Annotated in this window: 18 protein-coding genes and 2 pseudogenes; 12 read left to right on the top strand and 8 right to left on the bottom strand. The window is 56.5% G+C overall.

From position 1 onward, the window contains the following. Positions 1-231 precede the first annotated feature (231 nt). Positions 232-1,857 (top strand): methyl-accepting chemotaxis protein, encoded by a 1,626-nt coding sequence (locus tag I9018_RS12385; protein WP_241109612.1) that lies wholly within the window; start codon positions 232-234, stop codon positions 1,855-1,857. Between the two features lie 596 nt (positions 1,858-2,453). Here I9018_RS12385 and I9018_RS12390 read toward each other — a convergent pair. Genes I9018_RS12390 through I9018_RS12400 form a run of 3 tightly spaced genes read right to left on the bottom strand, consistent with a single transcriptional unit; the run spans position 2,454 to position 3,976 of the window. Continuing rightward, positions 2,454-2,885, bottom strand: a complete 432-nt coding sequence (locus tag I9018_RS12390; protein WP_241109613.1) for a carboxymuconolactone decarboxylase family protein — start codon at positions 2,883-2,885, stop codon at positions 2,454-2,456. 27 nt (positions 2,886-2,912) lie between these two features. Further along, positions 2,913-3,533 (bottom strand): NAD(P)H-dependent oxidoreductase, encoded by a 621-nt coding sequence (locus tag I9018_RS12395; RefSeq protein WP_241109614.1) that lies wholly within the window; start codon positions 3,531-3,533, stop codon positions 2,913-2,915. Then, on the bottom strand, positions 3,530-3,976 hold the full coding sequence (locus I9018_RS12400; RefSeq protein ID WP_241109615.1) for a GNAT family N-acetyltransferase: 447 nt from the start codon (positions 3,974-3,976) through the stop codon (positions 3,530-3,532). Before I9018_RS12400 ends, I9018_RS12395 begins: the two co-directional genes overlap by 4 nt. Positions 3,977-4,063: 87 nt before the next feature. Here I9018_RS12400 and I9018_RS12405 point away from each other — a divergent pair, with 87 nt between their 5' ends. The 9 genes from I9018_RS12405 (at position 4,064) to I9018_RS12445 (ending at position 14,248) form a co-directional block, all read left to right on the top strand. Next, positions 4,064-5,467, top strand: a complete 1,404-nt coding sequence (locus tag I9018_RS12405) for a PLP-dependent aminotransferase family protein (RefSeq protein WP_241109616.1) — start codon at positions 4,064-4,066, stop codon at positions 5,465-5,467. 544 nt (positions 5,468-6,011) lie between these two features. Further along, positions 6,012-6,530 carry a sugar O-acetyltransferase gene (locus tag I9018_RS12410; protein WP_241109617.1) on the top strand — a complete coding sequence of 173 codons (519 nt, stop codon included), beginning with the start codon at positions 6,012-6,014 and terminating at the stop codon, positions 6,528-6,530. A 20-nt stretch (positions 6,531-6,550) separates the two neighbouring features. After that, complete coding sequence (locus I9018_RS12415) at positions 6,551-7,789, top strand: aminotransferase class III-fold pyridoxal phosphate-dependent enzyme (RefSeq protein WP_241109618.1); 1,239 nt, start codon at positions 6,551-6,553, stop codon at positions 7,787-7,789. Further along, positions 7,767-9,554 (top strand): 1-deoxy-D-xylulose-5-phosphate synthase N-terminal domain-containing protein, encoded by a 1,788-nt coding sequence (locus tag I9018_RS12420; RefSeq protein ID WP_241109619.1) that lies wholly within the window; start codon positions 7,767-7,769, stop codon positions 9,552-9,554. The genes I9018_RS12415 and I9018_RS12420 overlap by 23 nt, the downstream gene beginning before the upstream one ends. Positions 9,555-9,650: 96 nt before the next feature. Beyond that, positions 9,651-10,496, top strand: a complete 846-nt coding sequence (locus I9018_RS12425) for an SDR family NAD(P)-dependent oxidoreductase (RefSeq protein WP_241109620.1) — start codon at positions 9,651-9,653, stop codon at positions 10,494-10,496. After that, on the top strand, positions 10,489-11,112 hold the full coding sequence (locus I9018_RS12430) for a DUF1349 domain-containing protein (RefSeq protein ID WP_241109621.1): 624 nt from the start codon (positions 10,489-10,491) through the stop codon (positions 11,110-11,112). Before I9018_RS12425 ends, I9018_RS12430 begins: the two co-directional genes overlap by 8 nt. Before the next feature lie 6 nt (positions 11,113-11,118). Further along, positions 11,119-11,904, top strand: a complete 786-nt coding sequence (locus tag I9018_RS12435; protein ID WP_241109622.1) for an HAD-IIB family hydrolase — start codon at positions 11,119-11,121, stop codon at positions 11,902-11,904. Between the two features lie 18 nt (positions 11,905-11,922). Further along, complete coding sequence (locus I9018_RS12440; protein WP_241109623.1) at positions 11,923-12,948, top strand: acetylserotonin O-methyltransferase; 1,026 nt, start codon at positions 11,923-11,925, stop codon at positions 12,946-12,948. Between the two features lie 109 nt (positions 12,949-13,057). Continuing rightward, entirely contained in the window at positions 13,058-14,248 is a 1,191-nt protein-coding gene (locus tag I9018_RS12445; RefSeq protein ID WP_241109624.1) for an MFS transporter, read from the top strand. Between the two features lie 151 nt (positions 14,249-14,399). Here I9018_RS12445 and I9018_RS12450 read toward each other — a convergent pair. After that, positions 14,400-14,621, bottom strand: a pseudogene (locus I9018_RS12450) (transposase); the annotation flags it as partial. A gap of 1 nt (position 14,622) precedes the next feature. Continuing rightward, positions 14,623-14,730 (bottom strand): annotated as a pseudogene (locus tag I9018_RS12455) (type II toxin-antitoxin system HicB family antitoxin); the annotation flags it as partial. 978 nt (positions 14,731-15,708) lie between these two features. On the opposite strand from I9018_RS12455, the gene I9018_RS12460 reads away from it, so the two are divergent. Continuing rightward, the gene (locus I9018_RS12460; RefSeq protein ID WP_241109625.1) at positions 15,709-16,053 is read left to right on the top strand and encodes a hypothetical protein; all 345 of its coding nucleotides are present in this window, start codon (positions 15,709-15,711) and stop codon (positions 16,051-16,053) included. 176 nt (positions 16,054-16,229) lie between these two features. Next, the gene (locus tag I9018_RS12465) at positions 16,230-17,000 is read left to right on the top strand and encodes an enterotoxin A family protein (protein WP_241109626.1); all 771 of its coding nucleotides are present in this window, start codon (positions 16,230-16,232) and stop codon (positions 16,998-17,000) included. A gap of 65 nt (positions 17,001-17,065) precedes the next feature. Here the strand turns inward: I9018_RS12465 and I9018_RS12470 are convergent, their stop codons facing one another. From I9018_RS12470 to I9018_RS12480, 3 genes are all read right to left on the bottom strand, one after another. Then, the gene (locus tag I9018_RS12470; RefSeq protein WP_241109627.1) at positions 17,066-17,467 is read right to left on the bottom strand and encodes a type II toxin-antitoxin system HicB family antitoxin; all 402 of its coding nucleotides are present in this window, start codon (positions 17,465-17,467) and stop codon (positions 17,066-17,068) included. Between the two features lie 35 nt (positions 17,468-17,502). Beyond that, a complete protein-coding gene (locus tag I9018_RS12475) occupies positions 17,503-17,685 on the bottom strand; it encodes a type II toxin-antitoxin system HicA family toxin (RefSeq protein ID WP_124346520.1) in 183 nt (60 codons plus the stop codon). Positions 17,686-18,239: 554 nt separating this feature from the next. Beyond that, on the bottom strand, positions 18,240-18,521 hold the full coding sequence (locus tag I9018_RS12480) for a hypothetical protein (protein WP_241109628.1): 282 nt from the start codon (positions 18,519-18,521) through the stop codon (positions 18,240-18,242). Positions 18,522-18,632 lie beyond the last annotated feature (111 nt).

Raw genomic sequence — 18,632 nt, forward strand, 5'->3', positions numbered from 1 at the left:
AAGGCCGGTGGAGCGGCTCCTGTCGTGCCTTGAACGCCCCACGCCTCAGACCATAAAAATTCACGCCAGCAAAATGGTTTTGTGACGAGGCTGGAACTATCGTGATGACAACGTGCAATTGCCTGTAGCCATCACCGTTTTGCCCAACCTTGCATCGGTGCCATGTCCCATTCCCTGGCGTCGATAGCGTGCAACCGCGAACCATCGAGCTTTCCATAAGAGAGATAACCAATGAACGTCAGGACAATGAATCTCGCGCCCAGGTCTGCCGTGTTTTTCTCACTCATTATCCTGGTGGTCTTCGCCCTGGGAGTGGTCGCGGTGTTGCAGATGGGCAAGCTGCGCGAGTCCGAGCAGGATGTGGAAAACAACTGGATGGCCAGCATCCGGGAAATCGGCAAGATGAAGGCCGGCACTCTGCGGCTGCGCCTGGAAAGCCTGCGCATTACCGTGACCACCGACGAGCAGCAGCGCCAGACCCGGATCGCCGCGTTGGGTGGTTATCGCAGTACCTTGCAGGGCACCCTGACCCAGTACGTGCCGCTGATCAGCGGCCCAGCAGAGCGTGAGTTGTACCAGGCGGTGGCTGGGGACGTGCAGGCCTACTTCAAGTTGCTGGACGAGTTGGAGCCGCTGCTGCGCAGTGGCGATAACGCCGCGGCCATCACCCTGATCAATACCCGCATCAGCCCCATGACCAATTCCCTGCAGGACAAGATGGACAAGCTCTCGGACTTCAATGAGGAGGGGGCCAAGGGCGCCGGGGTACGGGCGACCTCGATCTACAGCGGCGGCGTCAGCCTGGTGGTCGGCCTGCTGGCGGTCACCGTGCTGCTGACCGTTGCCCTGGCGGCGGTGCTGACTCGCAGCATCACCGCGCCGATTGGCGATGCCCTGGCGGTGGCCGAGCGCATCGCCGGCAGCGATCTGTCCCGGGACATCGGCGTAAGCGGCGGCGACGAAGCCGGCCGGCTGTTGGCCGCACTGGCGAAGATGCAGGCCAACCTGCGGGAGACCATCGCCCATATCGCCGACTCCTCGACCCAGCTGGCTTCGGCCTCGGAGGAAATGACCGCGGTGACCGAAGACGCCAGTCGTGGGCTGGTGCGGCAGAACGACGAGGTCAGCCTGGCCGCCACCGCCGTGACGCAGATGAGCGCTGCGGTGGATGAAGTGGCGCGCAACGCCGAGGCCGCCGCGCAGTCTTCCCGCGAGTCGTTGGAGTTCACCCGCTCCGGCATCGAGAACGTGGCCCAGACCCTCAAAGCCATCGAAGGCCTGGCCGGCAACGTCGCCAGCACTGGCGAGCAGGTCAAGGCCTTGTCCAGCAGGGCCCAGGACATCAGCAAGGTGGTGGAGGTGATTCGCGCCATCGCCGAGCAGACCAACCTGCTGGCCCTCAACGCCGCCATCGAGGCGGCGCGGGCTGGCGAGCAGGGCCGTGGCTTTGCGGTGGTGGCCGACGAGGTGCGGGCGCTGGCCCACCGGACCCAGCAGTCGACCCAGGAGATCGAACAGATGATCAGCGCGATCCAGGCCGACTCGACCCAGGCGGTGAGTGCCATGAACGTCAGCGCGGAAATGGCCAACAACTCGATCTCGGTGGCGCAGAACGCCGACCAGTCGCTCAAGCTGATCGCCCAGGCCATCACCCAGATCAACGAACGCAACCTGTTGATCGCCACTGCCTCGGAGGAGCAGGCGCAGGTGGCCCGCGAGGCCGACCAGAACCTGACCAGCATCCGTGAGCTGTCGGTCCAGAGTTCGGCGGGAGCCAGTCAGACGGCCAGTGCCTGTGGGGAGATGGCCAATCTGGCGACGGAGTTGAATCGGTTGGTGGCGCGGTTCAAGGTCTGAGTGTGGTGCTGCCTATGGGGAGCCGCCCCATTAGCCTGTAGTTGCTGTCGAGTGCAGCGAGGCTGCGTACGGGGACGCAGTCCTTGCTAAACCTGGCGATGCTTTTTGCCTGACTCCACGCGGTTCTGTGTGCATATCCGTTGCTGCGGGTGCGGCCACTATCGGTTCCGCTCTTACAGCGGGTCACTTTGGAAAAGCCCCAAAGTAACCAAAGGGCTTCTGCCCCCTCACTCGGTGCCTCGCATAGCTCGGCATGCCCTCTCTCCGGTATTGATCCGTGGGCCGCCGCCACCGGCCATCCATGGCCGGGGGCGGCTAACCCGGCATCCTTGCCGGGTTGCCCACGGCTCAATACCTGCATTCGGCCATCGTGTTTAAAGGGGCGGGTGGATCAAGATCAAAAGCCAGATCAAACGCCAAAACAACGCCAAGCGCGTTTTACGCGCTTGTTGAATGGGGTGGCGCTCAGCTCTCCAGCGCTGTGTGCCACTGAATCACCTCCAGCACCGCGCATCCCTCTCGGGTGAGCAGATGCACCTTTGGGGTGACCCGCCGGCGTAGTTCTTGCCGTTGCACAGTCGATGGCGATCCCGCCCTTAGAGCTTCATCCCCACCGCTAGCCGGTTGAAGGCGTTCATCAAGGACACGGCCAGGGTCAGGTCGGAGATTTCGACGTCGTTCAGGTGTGCTTTCAGTGGTTCGTACAGTTCGTCCGGTGCGCCTTTGTCGTGGACGTAGGTGAGGGTTTCGGCCCAGGCCAGGGCGGCGCGTTCGCGGTCGTTGAACAGTTCGCTGACGCGCCAGCCGGCGAGGCAGTCCAGTTTGTCTTGCGCCACTCCACTCTCGCGCAGGGTCTGCGAGTGTTTGCCCAGGCAGAACGAGCAGCCGTTGATCTGCGATACGCGTAAATACACCAGTTCCAGCAAGGGCAAGCCGAGCGGGCTGGCGGCGAGCGCGTTGTTGGTGGCGAGCAGGCCTTGATAGGCGGCAGGCGACAGGGTGGCAAAGGGCAGTCTGAGTTGGCTCATGCTGAAACTCCGGTAGGGAAAAAGTGATCAAGCATCCACAAGGGGGGTGAATAGGGGCTTGGAAAACAGTGCAGTGCGGGCTTCTTCGATGGTCTGCCGCACGGCGTCGTCCCCGAACACCAAGCCTTGGAGGTAGGTGAACTGCAGGTCGAACAGGCCGAGGGTGTTGAGCACGTGGCGCAGGTAGGGCGTCAGGAAGTCCGGTTGGCGTGCCCGCTTGCCCTGGTGAAAACCGCCGGAGCTCACCAGCACATGCACTGGGCGGTCCTTGAGCAGGCCGACCTTGCCCTCCGGGAGGGCGCTGAAGGTGCGGTGAATGCGCAGGACATAATCGACCCAGAGCTTGAGCGCGGCCGGCAGGGTGAAGTTGTGCATCGGCGTGGCAATGATCAGGGCGTCGCTACGCTCCAACTCACGAATCACCCCTTCGGACACCTCGAACAGCGGCGCGTCGAAGGGCGTGGGGGTGGTCAGGGCGTGGGCGTAGTCCGGGCCTAGCGGTGGCAGCGGTTGCGCCGCCAGGTCGCGTTCGACGAGTTCGAGGTGTGGATAGCGTTGGCCCAGGGTGCTCGCCAGTTCCAGGGCCAGCTGGTGCCCGTGGGAGCCCTGGCCGTGGGGGCTGGCGTTGATCAACAGCAGGTTGTTCATGCCCGCTCCTCACCACGCAGGCGCTGGGTGAAGTGCATGCCACGGGCCAGCAACCCCTGGCGAAAATAGAAGCGCTGGGCCAGGGGCATGTGCAGGCCGGTATCCAGCACAAAGTGCTCGCATTGACGTTGCACGGCCTCATCCCGCACGGCGCTCAACAGCCGGGCGCCCACGCCGCTGCGCTGGAGCTGTGGGCACACCACCAGGTCATCGACGTAGATGAAGTGCCCGTAGAGCAGGTTTTCCATTTCGCGGTAACCCGCCAGGCCGACGATGCGCTCAGCGTCCCACGCGGCGAGCAAGCGGTAGCCCTGCGCGGCCTGCCGAGCCAGTTGCGCGGTATAGGCCGCGGGGCTGGTGAGGTGTGGGCGCAGGACGCGCATCAAGTCGAAACTGGCGGCAAAGGCCTCTTCGCTGTCGAGGTGTTGAAGGGTGTAGGGCATGTCCGTCATCCGCTGAAAAGAGATGACCCACCTTAGAAGACCGATGGCTTAAGCTGTAGAGCCAAAAAGTGCATAAATGACTAGGCCATGATGCTTGCATTCGAACTGGATCGCAGCCAGACGGCGCCGATCTATCGCCAGCTTTATCAACGGTTTCGCGAGTCCATCGCCGATGGCCGCCTGCGTCCGGGAGACCGCGTACCGGCGGTGCGCGCCCTGGCGGCGGAACTGAACCTGGCGCGTGGCACCGTTGAAGCGGCCTACCAACTGCTGATGGGCGAGGGCTACCTGACGGCTCGCGGGGCCGCCGGGACCATTGTCACGCCGCAGCTGGCGCCGGTTGCCGCGCCCATGCCGCACACCCCGGTGGCGGCCACGGCCTACCAGGCCACCCACGCCGGCACGCCGCCGCTGGCGCTGCAAATGGGCCTGCCGGCGCTGGATGCCTTTCCGCGCAAGCTCTGGACCCGCCTCGCGGGCCGGCAACTGCGCCAGGCGGGCACCGAAGGCTTCATCTATCCGGACTCGCGAGGCTATGCGCCGTTGCGGGCGGCCATTGCGTCCTACCTGGGGATTTCCCGGGGCATCAGCTGCCAGCCGGAGCAGATTTTCGTCTGCGCCGGCTACCGCGCCTGCCTCGACCTGATCAGCCACACGCTGATGCATAAAGGGGCCACCTGCTGGCTGGAGGAGCCCGGCTACTTCATGGCCAGGAGCGCGCTGCTGGCGGCCGGCGCCCAGCTGGTGCCGGTGCCCGTGGACGATCAGGGCCTGGAGGTCGCCCAAGGCATCGCCCGCGCGCCAGAGGCCGATTTTGCCGTGGTCACCCCGACCCACCAGAGCCCGCTGGGGGTGTCGCTGTCTCTGCCGCGGCGCCTGGCCCTGCTGGACTGGGCCAACCGCCAGGGCAGCTGGATCATCGAGGACGACTACGACAGCGAATACCGCTACCAGGGCAAGCCCCTGCCGGCCCTCAAGAGCCTCGACCAGCAGGGCCGCGTGCTCTACACCGGCACCTTCAGCAAAGTGTTGTTTCCAGGGTTACGCCTGGCCTACCTGGTGGTGCCCGCCGAACAAGCCCAGGCGTTCGCCCGGCAGGCGGATCGCTTGCACAATCACTGCCCGCAGCTGCTGCAGGCGACGGTGGCGGCCTTTCTCAATGAGGGGCACTTTGCCCGGCACCTGAAGAAGATGCGTGGCCTGTATGCGCGTCGGCGGCAATGGCTGGTTGAGGCGTTGCACCAGCAATTGGCGGGGCGGTTGCAGATAGACCCGCAGGCCGGGGGCATGCATGTGGTGGCCGGCTTGGCGGAGGGGGACGATGTGCAGATTGCCCAGCGGGCCTGGGCGCAGGGCATTGCTGTGGAGCCGCTGTCGCAGTGGTACCTGGGGGAGGGGGTTAGGCAGGGGTTGGTGATGGGGTTTACCAATGTGGGCAGTGCGGAGCAGGCGGCGGGCGTGGCGGGGCGGTTGGGGCGGGTTGTTGGGTAAAAGGGCGGGCTGAGGTTGGAGCCTTTCCTGTGGTAGCCCCTCACTATTTGGCAGGCCCCCCTGTGGCGAGGGAGCTTGCTCCCGCTTGGTTGCGTAGCAACCACAACCGCTACGTCATCGCGGCGAGGATCAAGAGGTGCTGGCCATGTTGCAGCAAGTCCTCAATCAACCTGCGCATCGCTGGTCAGGTGCGACGCGCAGTTGGCAGCCCATCGGCGCCGTCACACTCAATTCAGAACGAAAGTAGCAGGCCCTGAAAACAGTGACATAACAATACGACTAACCTAATAACAAACTTGCAGCGCGCTGGTGGCGGGCGTAGAAGGTGGAAAAATTTCAGGAAGTGCGGAAGTATATTTAAAAAATAAATAGTAGATGGAGATGATGATGGCTGAAGGGAATCAGGCTATTGGGAGAGTGTGGGCGTTAGTTGTTGGTGGTAGTGGCGGGCGCGGAACTAATGATCGCCTTTTTTGCTCCAGTTTACTTGCCGATCAGCACGGCATGAGTGCTCTGTGTTACGCCCGTGTGTACAGGGTGGCGTATGCGTGAGTTCATCATATTCGATGCGGCGGAACCTGCTTTAGTTGCCCGTAGGCGCACCGCCCGTGCTTTGTGTTCCTCCATCAGCAATAACCCTGATGGTCGCGAGCCGCTTTATAAACTCCTGTTCGGATCAGTGGGTGAGGGGTTTGAACAGTGGGGCAATTTCTTTTGTGAGTTTGGTTCGAACATAAATATTGGTGACGGTGTCTTTATTAATGCCAATGGGGTGTTCCTCGATGCCTTTGAAATAAATATCGGGAACCGTGTGTTTATTGGGCCGCATGTCGGTATTTATACCTCTAACCATGCCAAGGATCTTGAGCAGCGACGTCGTTATATAGAATCGGGTGCACCTGTAGTCATTGAAGATGATGTATGGATTGGCGGCGGCGCAACAATCTTGCCGGGCGTCACAGTGGGTAAGGGGTCAATTATCGGTGCAGGTGCTGTCGTGGCAAAGTCGGTTCCGCCACACAGTAAAGTGCTGGGCGCTGGTTCTCAGGTTTATCCGATCTAATCAATAGAGGGCATAAAGGGATGTTTGTCTATCAGTCACGCGTGAAAGACCAAATTGTTGGCTCTGTTAAAGATGTCAGTGTTCATGCAGAGGGTGGCATCTACACGGATGCGATTTCGGGCATGTTTAACGTACCGTTCGGGTATTCGTGCGAGCCCATCAAGCAGCATATTTCCAAGACGTTGACGGATCTGCCTTTCCATCCCAAGGATCATTTCTATTCGTCCGAGCTGTTTGAAACTTCAGAGCTGCTGCTCAAACGCGCCAAGATGGAAGATGGCGGCTTGCTGTATGTCAACAGCGGCTCGGAAGCCATCGAGTCGTCGATTGCCATGGCCTTGGAATATCACCAGCGCAAAGGCAATACGTTCAAGAGGAAAGTGATCTGCCGCAAGCACTCCTATCACGGCGCCACCTTGGGGGCCCACAGTATTACCGGCAGGAACGATTTCAAGGACCTGCGTTGCAGCGGTTACGACACGATTCGGATCAACCCGCCATTCCCTGTCGTTCACGAAGGTCAGGCGTTGGAAATGCACAGCGTGGCAGATGTGGAGAATATTATTCTTCATTATGGTGCGGAGCAGATCGCTTGCATTATTTTCGAGCCGGTCAACCATTTGAAAGGGATGCGGCAAACTCCCCGCGAGTACCTGATCGGTATTCGTGAACTGTGTGACCGTTACGATATTGTGATGATTACCGATGAAATCGTGACCGGTGCCTCTCGAACCGGAGAGTTCTTGAATACCCATCAGTTTGGGGTTTCTGCCGATATCGTCGCGCTCGGGAAAGGCATCAGCGGTGGTTATTACCCAGCATCCGCTATGGCGACATCCCATAAAATCGCCTCGGTGTTTGACAAGCCAGAGCCGTGGATCCCGTTTTCCTATTCGCATACCTATGCAAGCAACCCGGTTTCGATCGCGGCCATCAATGCGTCGATGCGCGTGCTGGAACAGATAGAGGCCGCAGGGCAGCTACAAAAACTCATTACAAAGACTCAGGCGCTGTGTCAGGAAATCGCCGGGAATGAGCGGATCGCCCGAATTGAATCCCACGGCTTGCTGATCGGCATCACCCTGGACTCAAGCCTTGGGGAGCAGGCAGGCAAGAAATTGGGTGGGCTGTGCTTTGAAAGGAAGTTGATTATCCGAGGTGAGGAAGATTGGGCTTGCCTGGCGCCCGCCTACATCATGTCAGAAGAAACGCTAAGTGACGTGTTCGAGGTGTTGAATGAATCAATTAGTCAGTTATGACCTCGAGCCAGTTGCCAGCCTGTTGACGCCGTTATATGGCATTCGTCAAAGCGTGCATAAACGGAAGGCGTACCTGACGGCCGATGAGTATGTGCGTGCCAATGAGGAAGTTGAAGTCGGGATTGCCGAGTCGTCGAAGTGCCAGACGATCAACGAACTGTCGGTAGCCATCGCCAGACAATTTACGCCGTTCTATTCAGACGTAAGGGTCTGCCTGGAGCGGATTCATGAAATTGCCGGTTACGGAACCCTGGCATCTTGCCTGTCGTCACTGAACATTGCCGAAGCACTGTTTGCATTGGAATTCTGCAATGCGGCAGGGGTGGCCAATCAGGATCTGGTGATTGGCAGGGGGCATATTGCGCCATTGTTTTATGCTTATCGTCATGTGCTCAACGGTATGCCTTTGGCTTTTTTGGCTGCGGTTCACGACAAGATTCCGGCTGTTGTCAATAAACACTACGGTTTTGCCTACAGCATGCGACATAGCCTGGGCGAGGGAGTGGGCATTGCGTTGGGGCGGGCGAATACCAATCGTGATGCACGTGTTATCTGTGTGGCGGGTGACGGTGAGTTGAACGAAGGGGTGTCTTTCGAGGCGATTCGCCTGATTGGCGAACTTGAGGTCAAGAACCTGACGTTGATAGTGGACAACAATGGCAGAGGGATTGACCCACTTCCCGGGAAGTTGAGGCCGGAGTATTTGGCCGCCTACTTCTCTGATGTTTATGAAGTGGATGGACACGACACCCAGGCGATCAGTGAACACATTCGCCAGGCAGAGAAGGACCATCGGTCGGCCGCGATCATCTGTCATACCGAAAAAGGCGTTCACTCCTTCAAACGTGCCAGCCATCAGAGTTTGATGACCTCAACGGACGATCAGCAGAAGAATGATCTGAGGAAAGCTTCCAGTTGCAGTCGAACGGCCGACATTATCGAAGAAGTTCGGTCAGGGGCACCTGTCCATGTATTCACCGCGGATCTGGCCGCTCGGTTTGGCCTTAAGTCGTTGTCCGGTTATTGCAACACCGGCCTAGCCGAGTCAGCGTTGCTGACCTGCGCGATGGGGTGCCCGGATGATGAACTGAAGTTTGTCCTGACCGATGACAAGTATTACCTCAACGCGATAGATGTACTGCACTCTGCTTTGATTGCCTGTCGTAATTTGCATGTCATTGGCGCTCGGAAAAACGGTGTGTGGGGCGGCGCTACGTACGCCTCGACCGTATTCAGCTTGCTGACGGAAGAAACCGTATACGAACTGACAGACCCTCTCGATCTGTTGGTCTGTATTCATCGACAGAAAGCGCTGGGTGGAAACGGCCTGTACTTGATGTACGACCAGCCCATGGAAAGAGTGTGTGCGCTGAGGGAGAAGTACCGGAAACTGTCTGAAGATATCTATATTTTTCAGCCCGAGTTTGCCGCCGGTTCATTGATAGTGTCATCGGAGTCGATGGCGTACGAAGCCTTTCAGGTCGCCACGACAAAAAGATGCACGCATATCCGGTTCCTGTCCGTTCGGCCGGATCTTGAGCTGGTTAAAGAGATGCTGAGCCAATGTGCCGAAATTATTGTCGTAGAACATAACAGTGGTCGCTTCAACCTGGCTGAATACATTGAGTCCAGGTTGCTGGTTCGAGTTCGCAAGGTTTCCGGTGATGCCTATGAGTGGCCAACAATCGAGAGTTTCCAGGCCAATGTTGCACCTCAAGCATTGAGTGCATTGTTGGCTGATCCGCCGTGCGCATTAGTTAATTAGACTTCGCACGTTTAAATGCAGTTTCAACTACTTATTGGTTTTCTGAGCCCTGTATAGGGTTCGGCGAGCTTTCTATGGATTCAGGAGCAGTGGTTTATGACGCAGGGAAATAAAGCGCAAGGCAAGTTGTCCGGTAAAACCATGATCGTCGTGGGCGGTGCCAGAGGCATCGGCTCCGCGATTGTTCAAGTACTGGCCAAAGAAGGTGTTCATGTCTACATCTTTGATACCGACCGGACACCCACTGCAATCAACCATTATCAAACTCAGGATGTCAGTGGTTATCAGGCGGCTCGCACGCTGGCGGCGGATCTTGTGGAGCAAGGGCTTTCGGTAAAGGCCATTGCGGTCGACGCAACGTCTGAAGCCCAGGTCATAGAAGCCGTAGCGGGCGTTGTTCATGAGTCAGAGCACTTTTACGGCCTGGTCAACGCCATTGGCAGCAGCCATCTGATCAACACGGTTGAATCAGCGCTGAGCGAGTTTGAAGCGATCGTGCAAACCAACCTGACAGCTCCTTACCTGACCTCGCGCGAAGCTGCCCGCGCACTGATCCAGAGAGGCAAGGGCGGCGCGATCCTGAACATCAGCTCCATTGCCGCAAAAGTCGCCTTTCCCGGAATATCTTCCTACTGCGCCGCGAAAGCCGGGCTGCAGGGCTTCTCTGGCGCCTTGGCGCTGGAGTTGGCCACTCACAATATCCGGGTCAACTGCGTTTGCCCCGGCATCGTCAAAACCAATATGTGGAAGTACCTGGAGAACCGCCTCATCGAGCCCAACGAGTCGCTGGATGACTTGTGGGCTCGCATGGAGGGCCTGATCCCGTTGGGTCGCACGCAGATCCCGGAAAACATTGCCCGGTTCTGCCTGGCGGTGCTTGAGAACGAAGACATCACGGCTCAATCCCTGTCGGTCGATGGCGGAATGAACCTGTATGGATGACACCGTTGGCACTACGCCTCTTTTGTGCAAAGACCCGAACACCGTACTGAGGATCAGTGATCGTGTGTTCGGTGCCGAGCATTGCGCGCAGCTGCGTTATGTAGCGCCGGTTCTGAACATGCGAAGCGAACCCGGTAGCGATTCGTTCAATATTCCAGGGCTTCATACGGTGGACAGCTTGGGCACTTTGCTCACGTCCGTGACGGGAGAGTTTGCCCTTGGCGCTGACATCAAGTTATTCAGCCTGGCCAAGTTTGATGCTGCTGGGCTCTTTCTTCATGTCGGGCTGCACCAGCTGAAGTTCGGTGTTGAAGAGTACGGCAGTAGCAAGAAGATCGTATCGGTGCATTCATCGCCCTATAGCGATGAAGTCAATGGCATCGAGGTAAACGATGAGCCTGTGCGGCTGTTCATTTCGCGAAGTGGGGATGTGTTCTCGTGTTATCTGAGTAGCTCTGAGGGGGCCGTGGTGTTTCATCGGGCGTTCTATGTGAGCAACTGCCCGGATGAAGTGCGCGTCGGGTTTAGTGTGCAGTCGCCCTTTTCCGAGGGAGCGGTCGGGGAGTTTTCCCGGATTGAAATATCCTCACAGTCCATGGGACTCATCAGAGAGTGAGCAGGTATGACGAGCAAAGACACCTGGTTGATAGTTTCTGATTTTGACGAGACGTTCATGCCGGTCTTGTCGTCTCGAGAGGCGGATGCCGGGATAGACAAACTGGAAAGCTGTTTGAATCAACTGAAACGCAAGCACCACCTGTTATTTGGCTGGGCCACGGGAAACAGTCAAGCGGTGGTCCTGGACAAGATGAAGAGATACCCCGAATTTCCCTGGGACTTTGCACTGACCAGTCTGGGAACCGAGTTGTACTGGAATCACCCGGACAGTGTTCTGGAGGATGAGGGTTGGCCGTTACAAGGCGCTGGAACCTTTCCAGAGCGGGTCATCAGGCTGAGCACCCTGTTCGAGCAAGAGGGTATTGAGTTGACGTTGCAGTCGGAGGCGTTCCAGCAAAAACGCATTCGGGGTTATTACTTGAATGCCGATGGCAATGAAGCGACCGCCATCGAGCAGATCCATAGACTCTGTTTGCAGGTGGGTCTTGAGGCCTCGATTACCTACGCCAGTGCCGCCGCCGGCGATCCTGAGAATGTCTACGATGTAGCCATCATGCACCCGGGGTGCGGAAAGAAGCAGGGGGTCGATTTCATCGTCAAGAAACATGAGATTTCCCCCGCCAGGGTCATCTCGTTCGGGGACAGTTGTAATGACATCGAGATGTTGAAGGCCTGTTCACATGGTTACCTGGTGGGCAACGCTTCGCAGGAGGCCAGGCAGGCGTTTGATCGTGTTGTCGAGGGTTTTTATTGTCATGGCATCGTTGATGGTCTTCAACGGCATTTTTGAAATGGAATATGCATCTACATGGACAGTACAGTGCACACGGAACATCACAGTGATAAACAGATATTTGATATCTACTTCGGGTTTATCAATACCTACACCTTGTTTTTTGCCGATGAAGTAAAACTGTTTGATCTGCTTGAGGATAACGCGCTGAGGCTGGGTGAAATCGGCTCGGCATTGGAACTGGCACCTCGGGCCGCACAGGCGCTTGTGGCTATGTGCACCAGTCAGGGGCTGCTTGAGAAGAGTGGGGAGTGCTATGGGCTGACGTCTTTGGCGCAAGCGTTTCTGACCCGAAAGTCGCAGACCTCGTTCAGTGGGGTTCTGCAATCTGCACGCCACAAAGAAGATGCGTTCTCTTATGCATTCTTCAAAGAGTCGATGCTCAGCGGAGAGTCCGGGTTGTTCGGTGAGACGGATCTGTTTGAGAACAATGCGCAGGACCAGTTACACAGCGAAATTTTCACCAAGGCGATGCACAGTAAAAGCAAAGGACCGGCTCGGGCCTGGTCGGGTCGGATTGATCTGTCAGGGTATAGCTGTCTTCTGGATGTGGGCGGTGGTTCGGGGGTTCACTCTATTTGTGCGCTGGAGAAATGGCCTGAACTCAATGCCGTGATCTTTGATCTTCCCTATGTCTGCGATATTGCCGATACCTACGTCGAGCAATACCGGATGGCGGGGCGCATCACAACCCATAAAGGAGATATCTGGGCGTCTGAGTATCCAGCCGCCGATGTGCATCTTTACAGTGATATCTTTCATGATTGGCCGCTGGACAAGTGTCTGTTCCTGGCCAAAAAGAGTTTTGATGCACTGCCCAGCGGCGGCCGTATCATTGTTCATGAGATGTTTTTTAATCAAGACAAGACCGGCCCACATAATGTCGCGGCTTATAACGCGAACATGTTGCTGTGGACCCAGGGTCAGCAATTGTCAGAGACCGAGATAAGGGAGCTGCTGACGACCGCCGGTTTTCGCGACATTACAGTTTCCCGCACGCAATACGGTGACTGGAGCCTGGCAACCGGAATCAAGTACTAAGGTTGCTGACAACCAATGCCCTATGAGGGCCTTCTGATTGCACAGGGTGAACTCAAGGTCCGGCGCATTCGTCCCGGACTTCACTTGTGTCTTCTTGCGGGAGATTAAAGTGATCCCAGTACGTTACCGTATTCTTTGTATTTACTCCGGCATGCTGGCGTTGACCCAGTATGAGTGGATGCGCTTTGCACCTATCACGGATCAGGTGTCCACCCAGTACGGTATTACTTATGGGGAAGTCGGTTCACTGTCTTTGGCGGTGACGGCACTGGCATTACCGTTGGCACTTCCCAGCGGTGGCCTGATTGACCGGATATCGGTGCAAACAGCCTTGCGTATCACCGCCATTGCCATGTTGTTGGCGGCATTGATCCGGGTGTTACAACCCCATTATGAATACCTGCTTGCCGGCCAACTGTTGTTCGGGTTTGTTCAACCCTTGACCATGTCGCTGCTCGTCAAGTTGATGATCACCTGGTTTTCTGAAGATGAACATGTGCGGGTCACGACGCTGTTCAGTACGGTGATTTTCCTGGGTATAGGCTCCGCGTTCATGATTGTCCCGTTGACGGAGGAGGGGAACGTCAGCCGTTCGTTGTTGATTGACGTCGCGATCCTGGGGCTGATTGCGCTTTTGACCTTCATTTATGTCCCGCGAGATGGCCCTGTTGTGCAAACAACGTCCGCCCCGACCACGTCCGGCGGGCGTTTACTGGCGGAGGGTGTCGATTTATTGCGCACGGCGCCGTTCACGGCTGTTTTGCTGATGATTTTTTTAACCAATGGCTATTTCTCCGCCATTACGACATGGCTGGAGCCGATCCTGTTGCGTCAGGGGATCGATGCCCAGGTTTCAGGATTTATCGTTGTTCTGATGTTGGCCGGTGGTATCGCGGGTATGACGTTCATGCCTTTACTGGTGCGTAGCGGTGCAAGCGTGGGGGGCATTCTGTCCGGGGTTTCATTGTTGGCAGGGGGAGGCACGGTACTGCTTTTCACCTCGGGTTCCCCTTGGATATTGAGCCTGGCAGGGATCGTGATCGGTGCCGCGCTGTTATCTCCGCTGCCTCTTCTGCTGCAACTGATAGCCGACACTGCCGGACTCTCCAGGTCTGGGACGGCGACCTCAATTTTCTGGTTAGTCGGCAATATTGGCGCCACGATAATGATCGCGACGTTGGGGGTTATCGCCGACCACGGTGACTGGGGAATGGCAGCGGTATTGCTGTGCCTGGTTCTGGTCGTCCAGATAACGATTTCTCTCATGGGCTTTCGAATGGTCGGCGCTAGCACTACCTGACTAAGTATGGTCTGAAGTAGTCCGATGTTTTGGGCGCGACTTGCGCACCTGCCGTTTTTGAAAGCAGGGAGTCGATCTAAAACGACCAATTCACCCGCTCACTTCTGTGTTTTTAGCCGCCGCGAGCACCTCGCGGCGGCTACTACCTGCATCACAGGCACACATCTCCCGTATTCGTCAGCAAGTGCCGACGCCTCATCCGCAGGTTTGAAAGAGCGAATAGCAGTGACCAACTGACTTGGCTTCCTTCGTGCTCGGGCCGCTTCTCCACCTCCGTGTAGCCAGCATCGGCATGCACCGCCTTCTCTTTGCCATGCAGCAGTCGGTCGACTTGAGTGACGTCCGCCACGTTGGCCGCCGTGCCTACCACGCTAGGCGTTCTCGAAACAGTTGCCCGCGGTGACAGCACCGGGAATGTCGGGAATCTGAATGCCGGTGACGGTGTGTTCGTCGCCCCATTCGATGCAGAGGGGATAGTGCATGGGGATCTCCTCAATAGATGAAGGCTGAAGGGCTAGACCAGTCCAGCCAGTTTCCTGACGGCCCTGACCGTCGAAACCTGTAGCCGCTGTCGAGCGCAGCGAGGCTGCGTACGAGGACGCAGTCCTCGCCAAACCTGCCGATGCTTTTCAGATGACTGCATACGGTTCTGTGTACATATCCGTTGCTGCGGTCACGGCCACTATCGGTTCCGCTCTTACAGCGGGTCACTTTGGATGGAGCCCAAAGTAACCAAAGGCTCTTTGCCCCCGCATCCGGCGCCTCGCTAAGGCTCGGTGTTCCCTCTCTCCGGCATTGCTCCGGGGGCCCGCCGCCACAGGCCATCCATGGCCTGACGGCGGCTAGCTCGGCATCCATGCCGAGCTGCCCCCTACGCAACGCCTGCGTTCGGCCTCCTGAAGGGGCAGGTGGATCAAGATCAAAAGCCAAAGCCAGATCAAAGGCTGAAGCAAAACCGAGCACGTCTACGCGCTTTGTTTATTGAATTTAGTAATGCTTAGACCCACCCACCTTCGCGACCAAACGAGTGCCGCGCGATCCTCTCACGTGATAACTATCTTGAGTATTCCCGAGCACCGGCTTGTGTTTCATCCATTTGATTACTATTCAAAAATCTAAGCAGGCTCTCAGGGAATCGATTTGGAAGAGCGCCGTTTTGCTAGATGTTGTGATGGCGGGCTGTGGCCCCGTTTTTCTGGACATTATCACAAACTGGAAAGTGCTCTCTTTAATGGGGCGGTATAATCATTTCGTAAACGAATTAGTCCAGATTCAAGTGAGCGAGCTATCAATATGCAGCCAAGAGCAGTTTTTGAGTGTGCGTTCATGTAAGGGTTTCGATTTAAAGTATTTAAATAATTGTTCAGAAGCCTGCGGTAGTGTGTGGTGGTTCTACGAAAGCCTTAAATGTGGTAGGCGTAAATCTACCGTTCTATATGTTCTTGTGAGGGGTAATAAATATGAAGGCTCCAAAGTTTGTATTCTTTCTAATTGCATTTTTTTGGTTGGTTAATGGGGGTGTTGCGGTCGCAGACCCTGAAGGCTGTCCGTCAGGTAGTTACTCGGGCGTGCATTTGCGATATGTAGGGTATCGTGAAAGTGATGGTTATATTACATTTGCCGTTAAAGAAGACAATGGTCAGCTTAAGTCCAGTAAAGAGTACTGGTTGTCCAACTATAAAATGGATAATTCCTGGGCGAAAGCCGCATATTCTGGAGCTTTGACTGCACTCATGGCCGGTTCTTCGCTTTGGATTAATTGCTCTGGGAAAGCCTTGGATCAGCTTTATATATATGCATACTAGAATGTCTCGCGCCTAAGTGCAGGAGCTGGTCGACGTGGCACCAAGACGGTCCTGTAAAGACTTCTGGTTGTAAAGTAATTGGTGTATTGCTGTTGCGTTGGAAAGTGTATCACTACCGCGGTAGGGCTTAAGTATTCTCCATTAATGTGTGAGTGTCTTTATGTGAGTGAGTAGGTATGTGTAAAGTCCGATTTTTTGTCTTCCATTTACTGGTGTTTGTTTCATTTTTTTCGATGGCAGATAATCTCCCTAATGTCTATCGTGCGGTAGGCTTATTGGATACTCCTGCTGCTACAAAAAAAGCCGGGGGGTTTTTCCCAAAAGGGATGGATGGTTCTCGACCAAATCAGCCGCCGCCAAATATAAATTTGTGGAATCACACCAATGGCGCTGAAACAGGATTGGCCAGATATGATTCTGGATATGTGGCTACAACGACTTTAAGAGGTACTGCGCTGGATTGGCTAGGTACTCATTTGGGGAATAATGGGTATATATATCATATAAGGCCAACTCCTAATTTTATCGATGTTAACAATACGTTAAGAAGATATTCGCCACATCCTGCAGAGCATGAAGCTGCCTCATTGGGGATGATTCACTGGGATCAGATTGTAGGTTGGGAGCGGGTTGAATACGGTAGAGTTCATCCTTTTGAAAATAATCGAGACTACAACGCTCAGCGATACGGCGGAATAGTGCAGGGGATACCAAACGTTCAACCACAGCTTGCTGGATTTCCCGCTGGTCACATTGCATGGCAACAAGAACCCTGGGTTGCTTTTGCTAATTGCACATCGACGTCTAGCTCTGCCTATGCGTTAAGTGCTAGCTCTTCCTGCTCCCCTAAAGAGAGTGCCGAGAGTTATGGGGAAGAATTTTTTTACAAGCAAAATATTGGTCGATGGCTTCCTGCAGCTATTTCGCCCTTGCTTCTGGACGACTGATTGGTATGCCTTGGGGCTCAGCATCATGAATAGGTGGTCTGGAATTCATCGACCTGTAGCCGCTCTCAGCGCCCGAGCTTTTCCAGCGCGGCATCGGCCAGGAAAGACGACCGGCTCTTGATGTTGTGCTCACGGACAAAGCGGTCGATCTGCTGAATCACATAACCGGGCAGCGTCACGTTGACCTTCTCGGTCTTGCCCAGGTAGGGCGTGATGTCGATATCCAGCATGCCCCAGCCCATGCCCGCGAAATCAGGGTTGGCGCGGTGCTTGTGGGTGGGCGAGGGCAGGGGAATGGCTTGCCCGGCGCGGGCCAGTTCTTCGAGCATGACGTGGGCAATCTCGATGGCGGCGCTGTAGGCGCTCTCGAAGGTGTCGCCGGCGGTGACTGCACCGGGGATGTCGGGAATCTGGATGCCGGTGGCGGTGTGTTCGTCGCCCCATTCGATGCAGATGGGATATTGCATGGGGATCTCCTCAATAGGTGTGAAGGTGGCAGGCGCTATATCAGTCCGGCCAGTTTTCGGATGGCCCTGACCGTGCCCCGTGGCAGATCCTTCTTCGGGTGAGGCACCGGAACGGTGTTGGGTCTGTAAGGATGCTTGAACAGATGGTGGCTTCCGGTTATCCGATCCAGTATCCATCCTGCGGCTTCAAGCTCCTTGATTAGCTGTCTGCTTTGCACCTCCATCTCCTTGTCGGGGTGAGAGGTGCTTTATAACTCCAGGTGCATAGTAAATCGGCTGATTTTGTGTGTCTGGAGTTATGTATCATGCTTTGTCTAGTGTTCCAAGATGTACTCGAAACCTGTAGCCGCTGTCGAGCGCAGCGAGGCTGCGTACGAGGACGCAGTTCTCGCCAAACCTCACCTGGCCCATACGGTTCTGCGTACATATCCGTTGCTGCGGTCACGGCCACTATCGGTTCCGCTCTTACAGCGGGTCACTTTGGAAAGCCCGGAATGCCGGCCAACCCAAAGTAACCAAAGGCTCTTTGCCCCCTCACTCGGTGCCTCGCCTAGGCTCGGCATGCCCTCTCTCCGGTATTGCTCCGTGGGCCGCCGCAATGGGCCATCCATGGCCCAGCGCGGCTAACCCGGCGTCCTGCCGGGTTAACCACGGCTCAATACCTGCGTTCGGCCATCGTGTCTAAAGGGGCAGGTGGATCAAGATCAAAAGCCAGATCAAACGCTAAAGCAAAATCAAGCGCGTTGTACGCGCTTGTTGAATGGGATGGTGCTCAGCTCTCCAGCGCCGTGCGCCACTGAATCACCTCCAGTACCGCGCAACCCTCCCGGGTGAGCAGATGCACCCCTCGGGTGACCCGCGCCAGATCGCAGTCGGCAATGTCTTTCAGGTTAAGCGTGGACAGCGTGTCCATCAGATCCCGCACCACGGTGAAACGATGGGCCGCACTGCTGGCCAGATCGCTCAGGGAGGCTTGGGTGTCGAGGTAGAAAACGGCTTGGTTGGCGTCGTGGGTGTCGACGGCGGTAAAGCGCGAGAGTGGCTGGTCAATCATCGGTGCAGCTCCTGTGCAGGGAGCAATCACCTGAGTTGCCGACGACGAAGAAAATGACCGCTGTGCGCGCCAATGACGACCGGAGAACCAACGCGTACAGCCATCATCACA

This window comes from Pseudomonas sp. MPFS, from assembly GCF_022537035.1.
In the GTDB taxonomy this organism is placed as follows: Bacteria; Pseudomonadota; Gammaproteobacteria; order Pseudomonadales; family Pseudomonadaceae; genus Aquipseudomonas; species Aquipseudomonas sessilinigenes.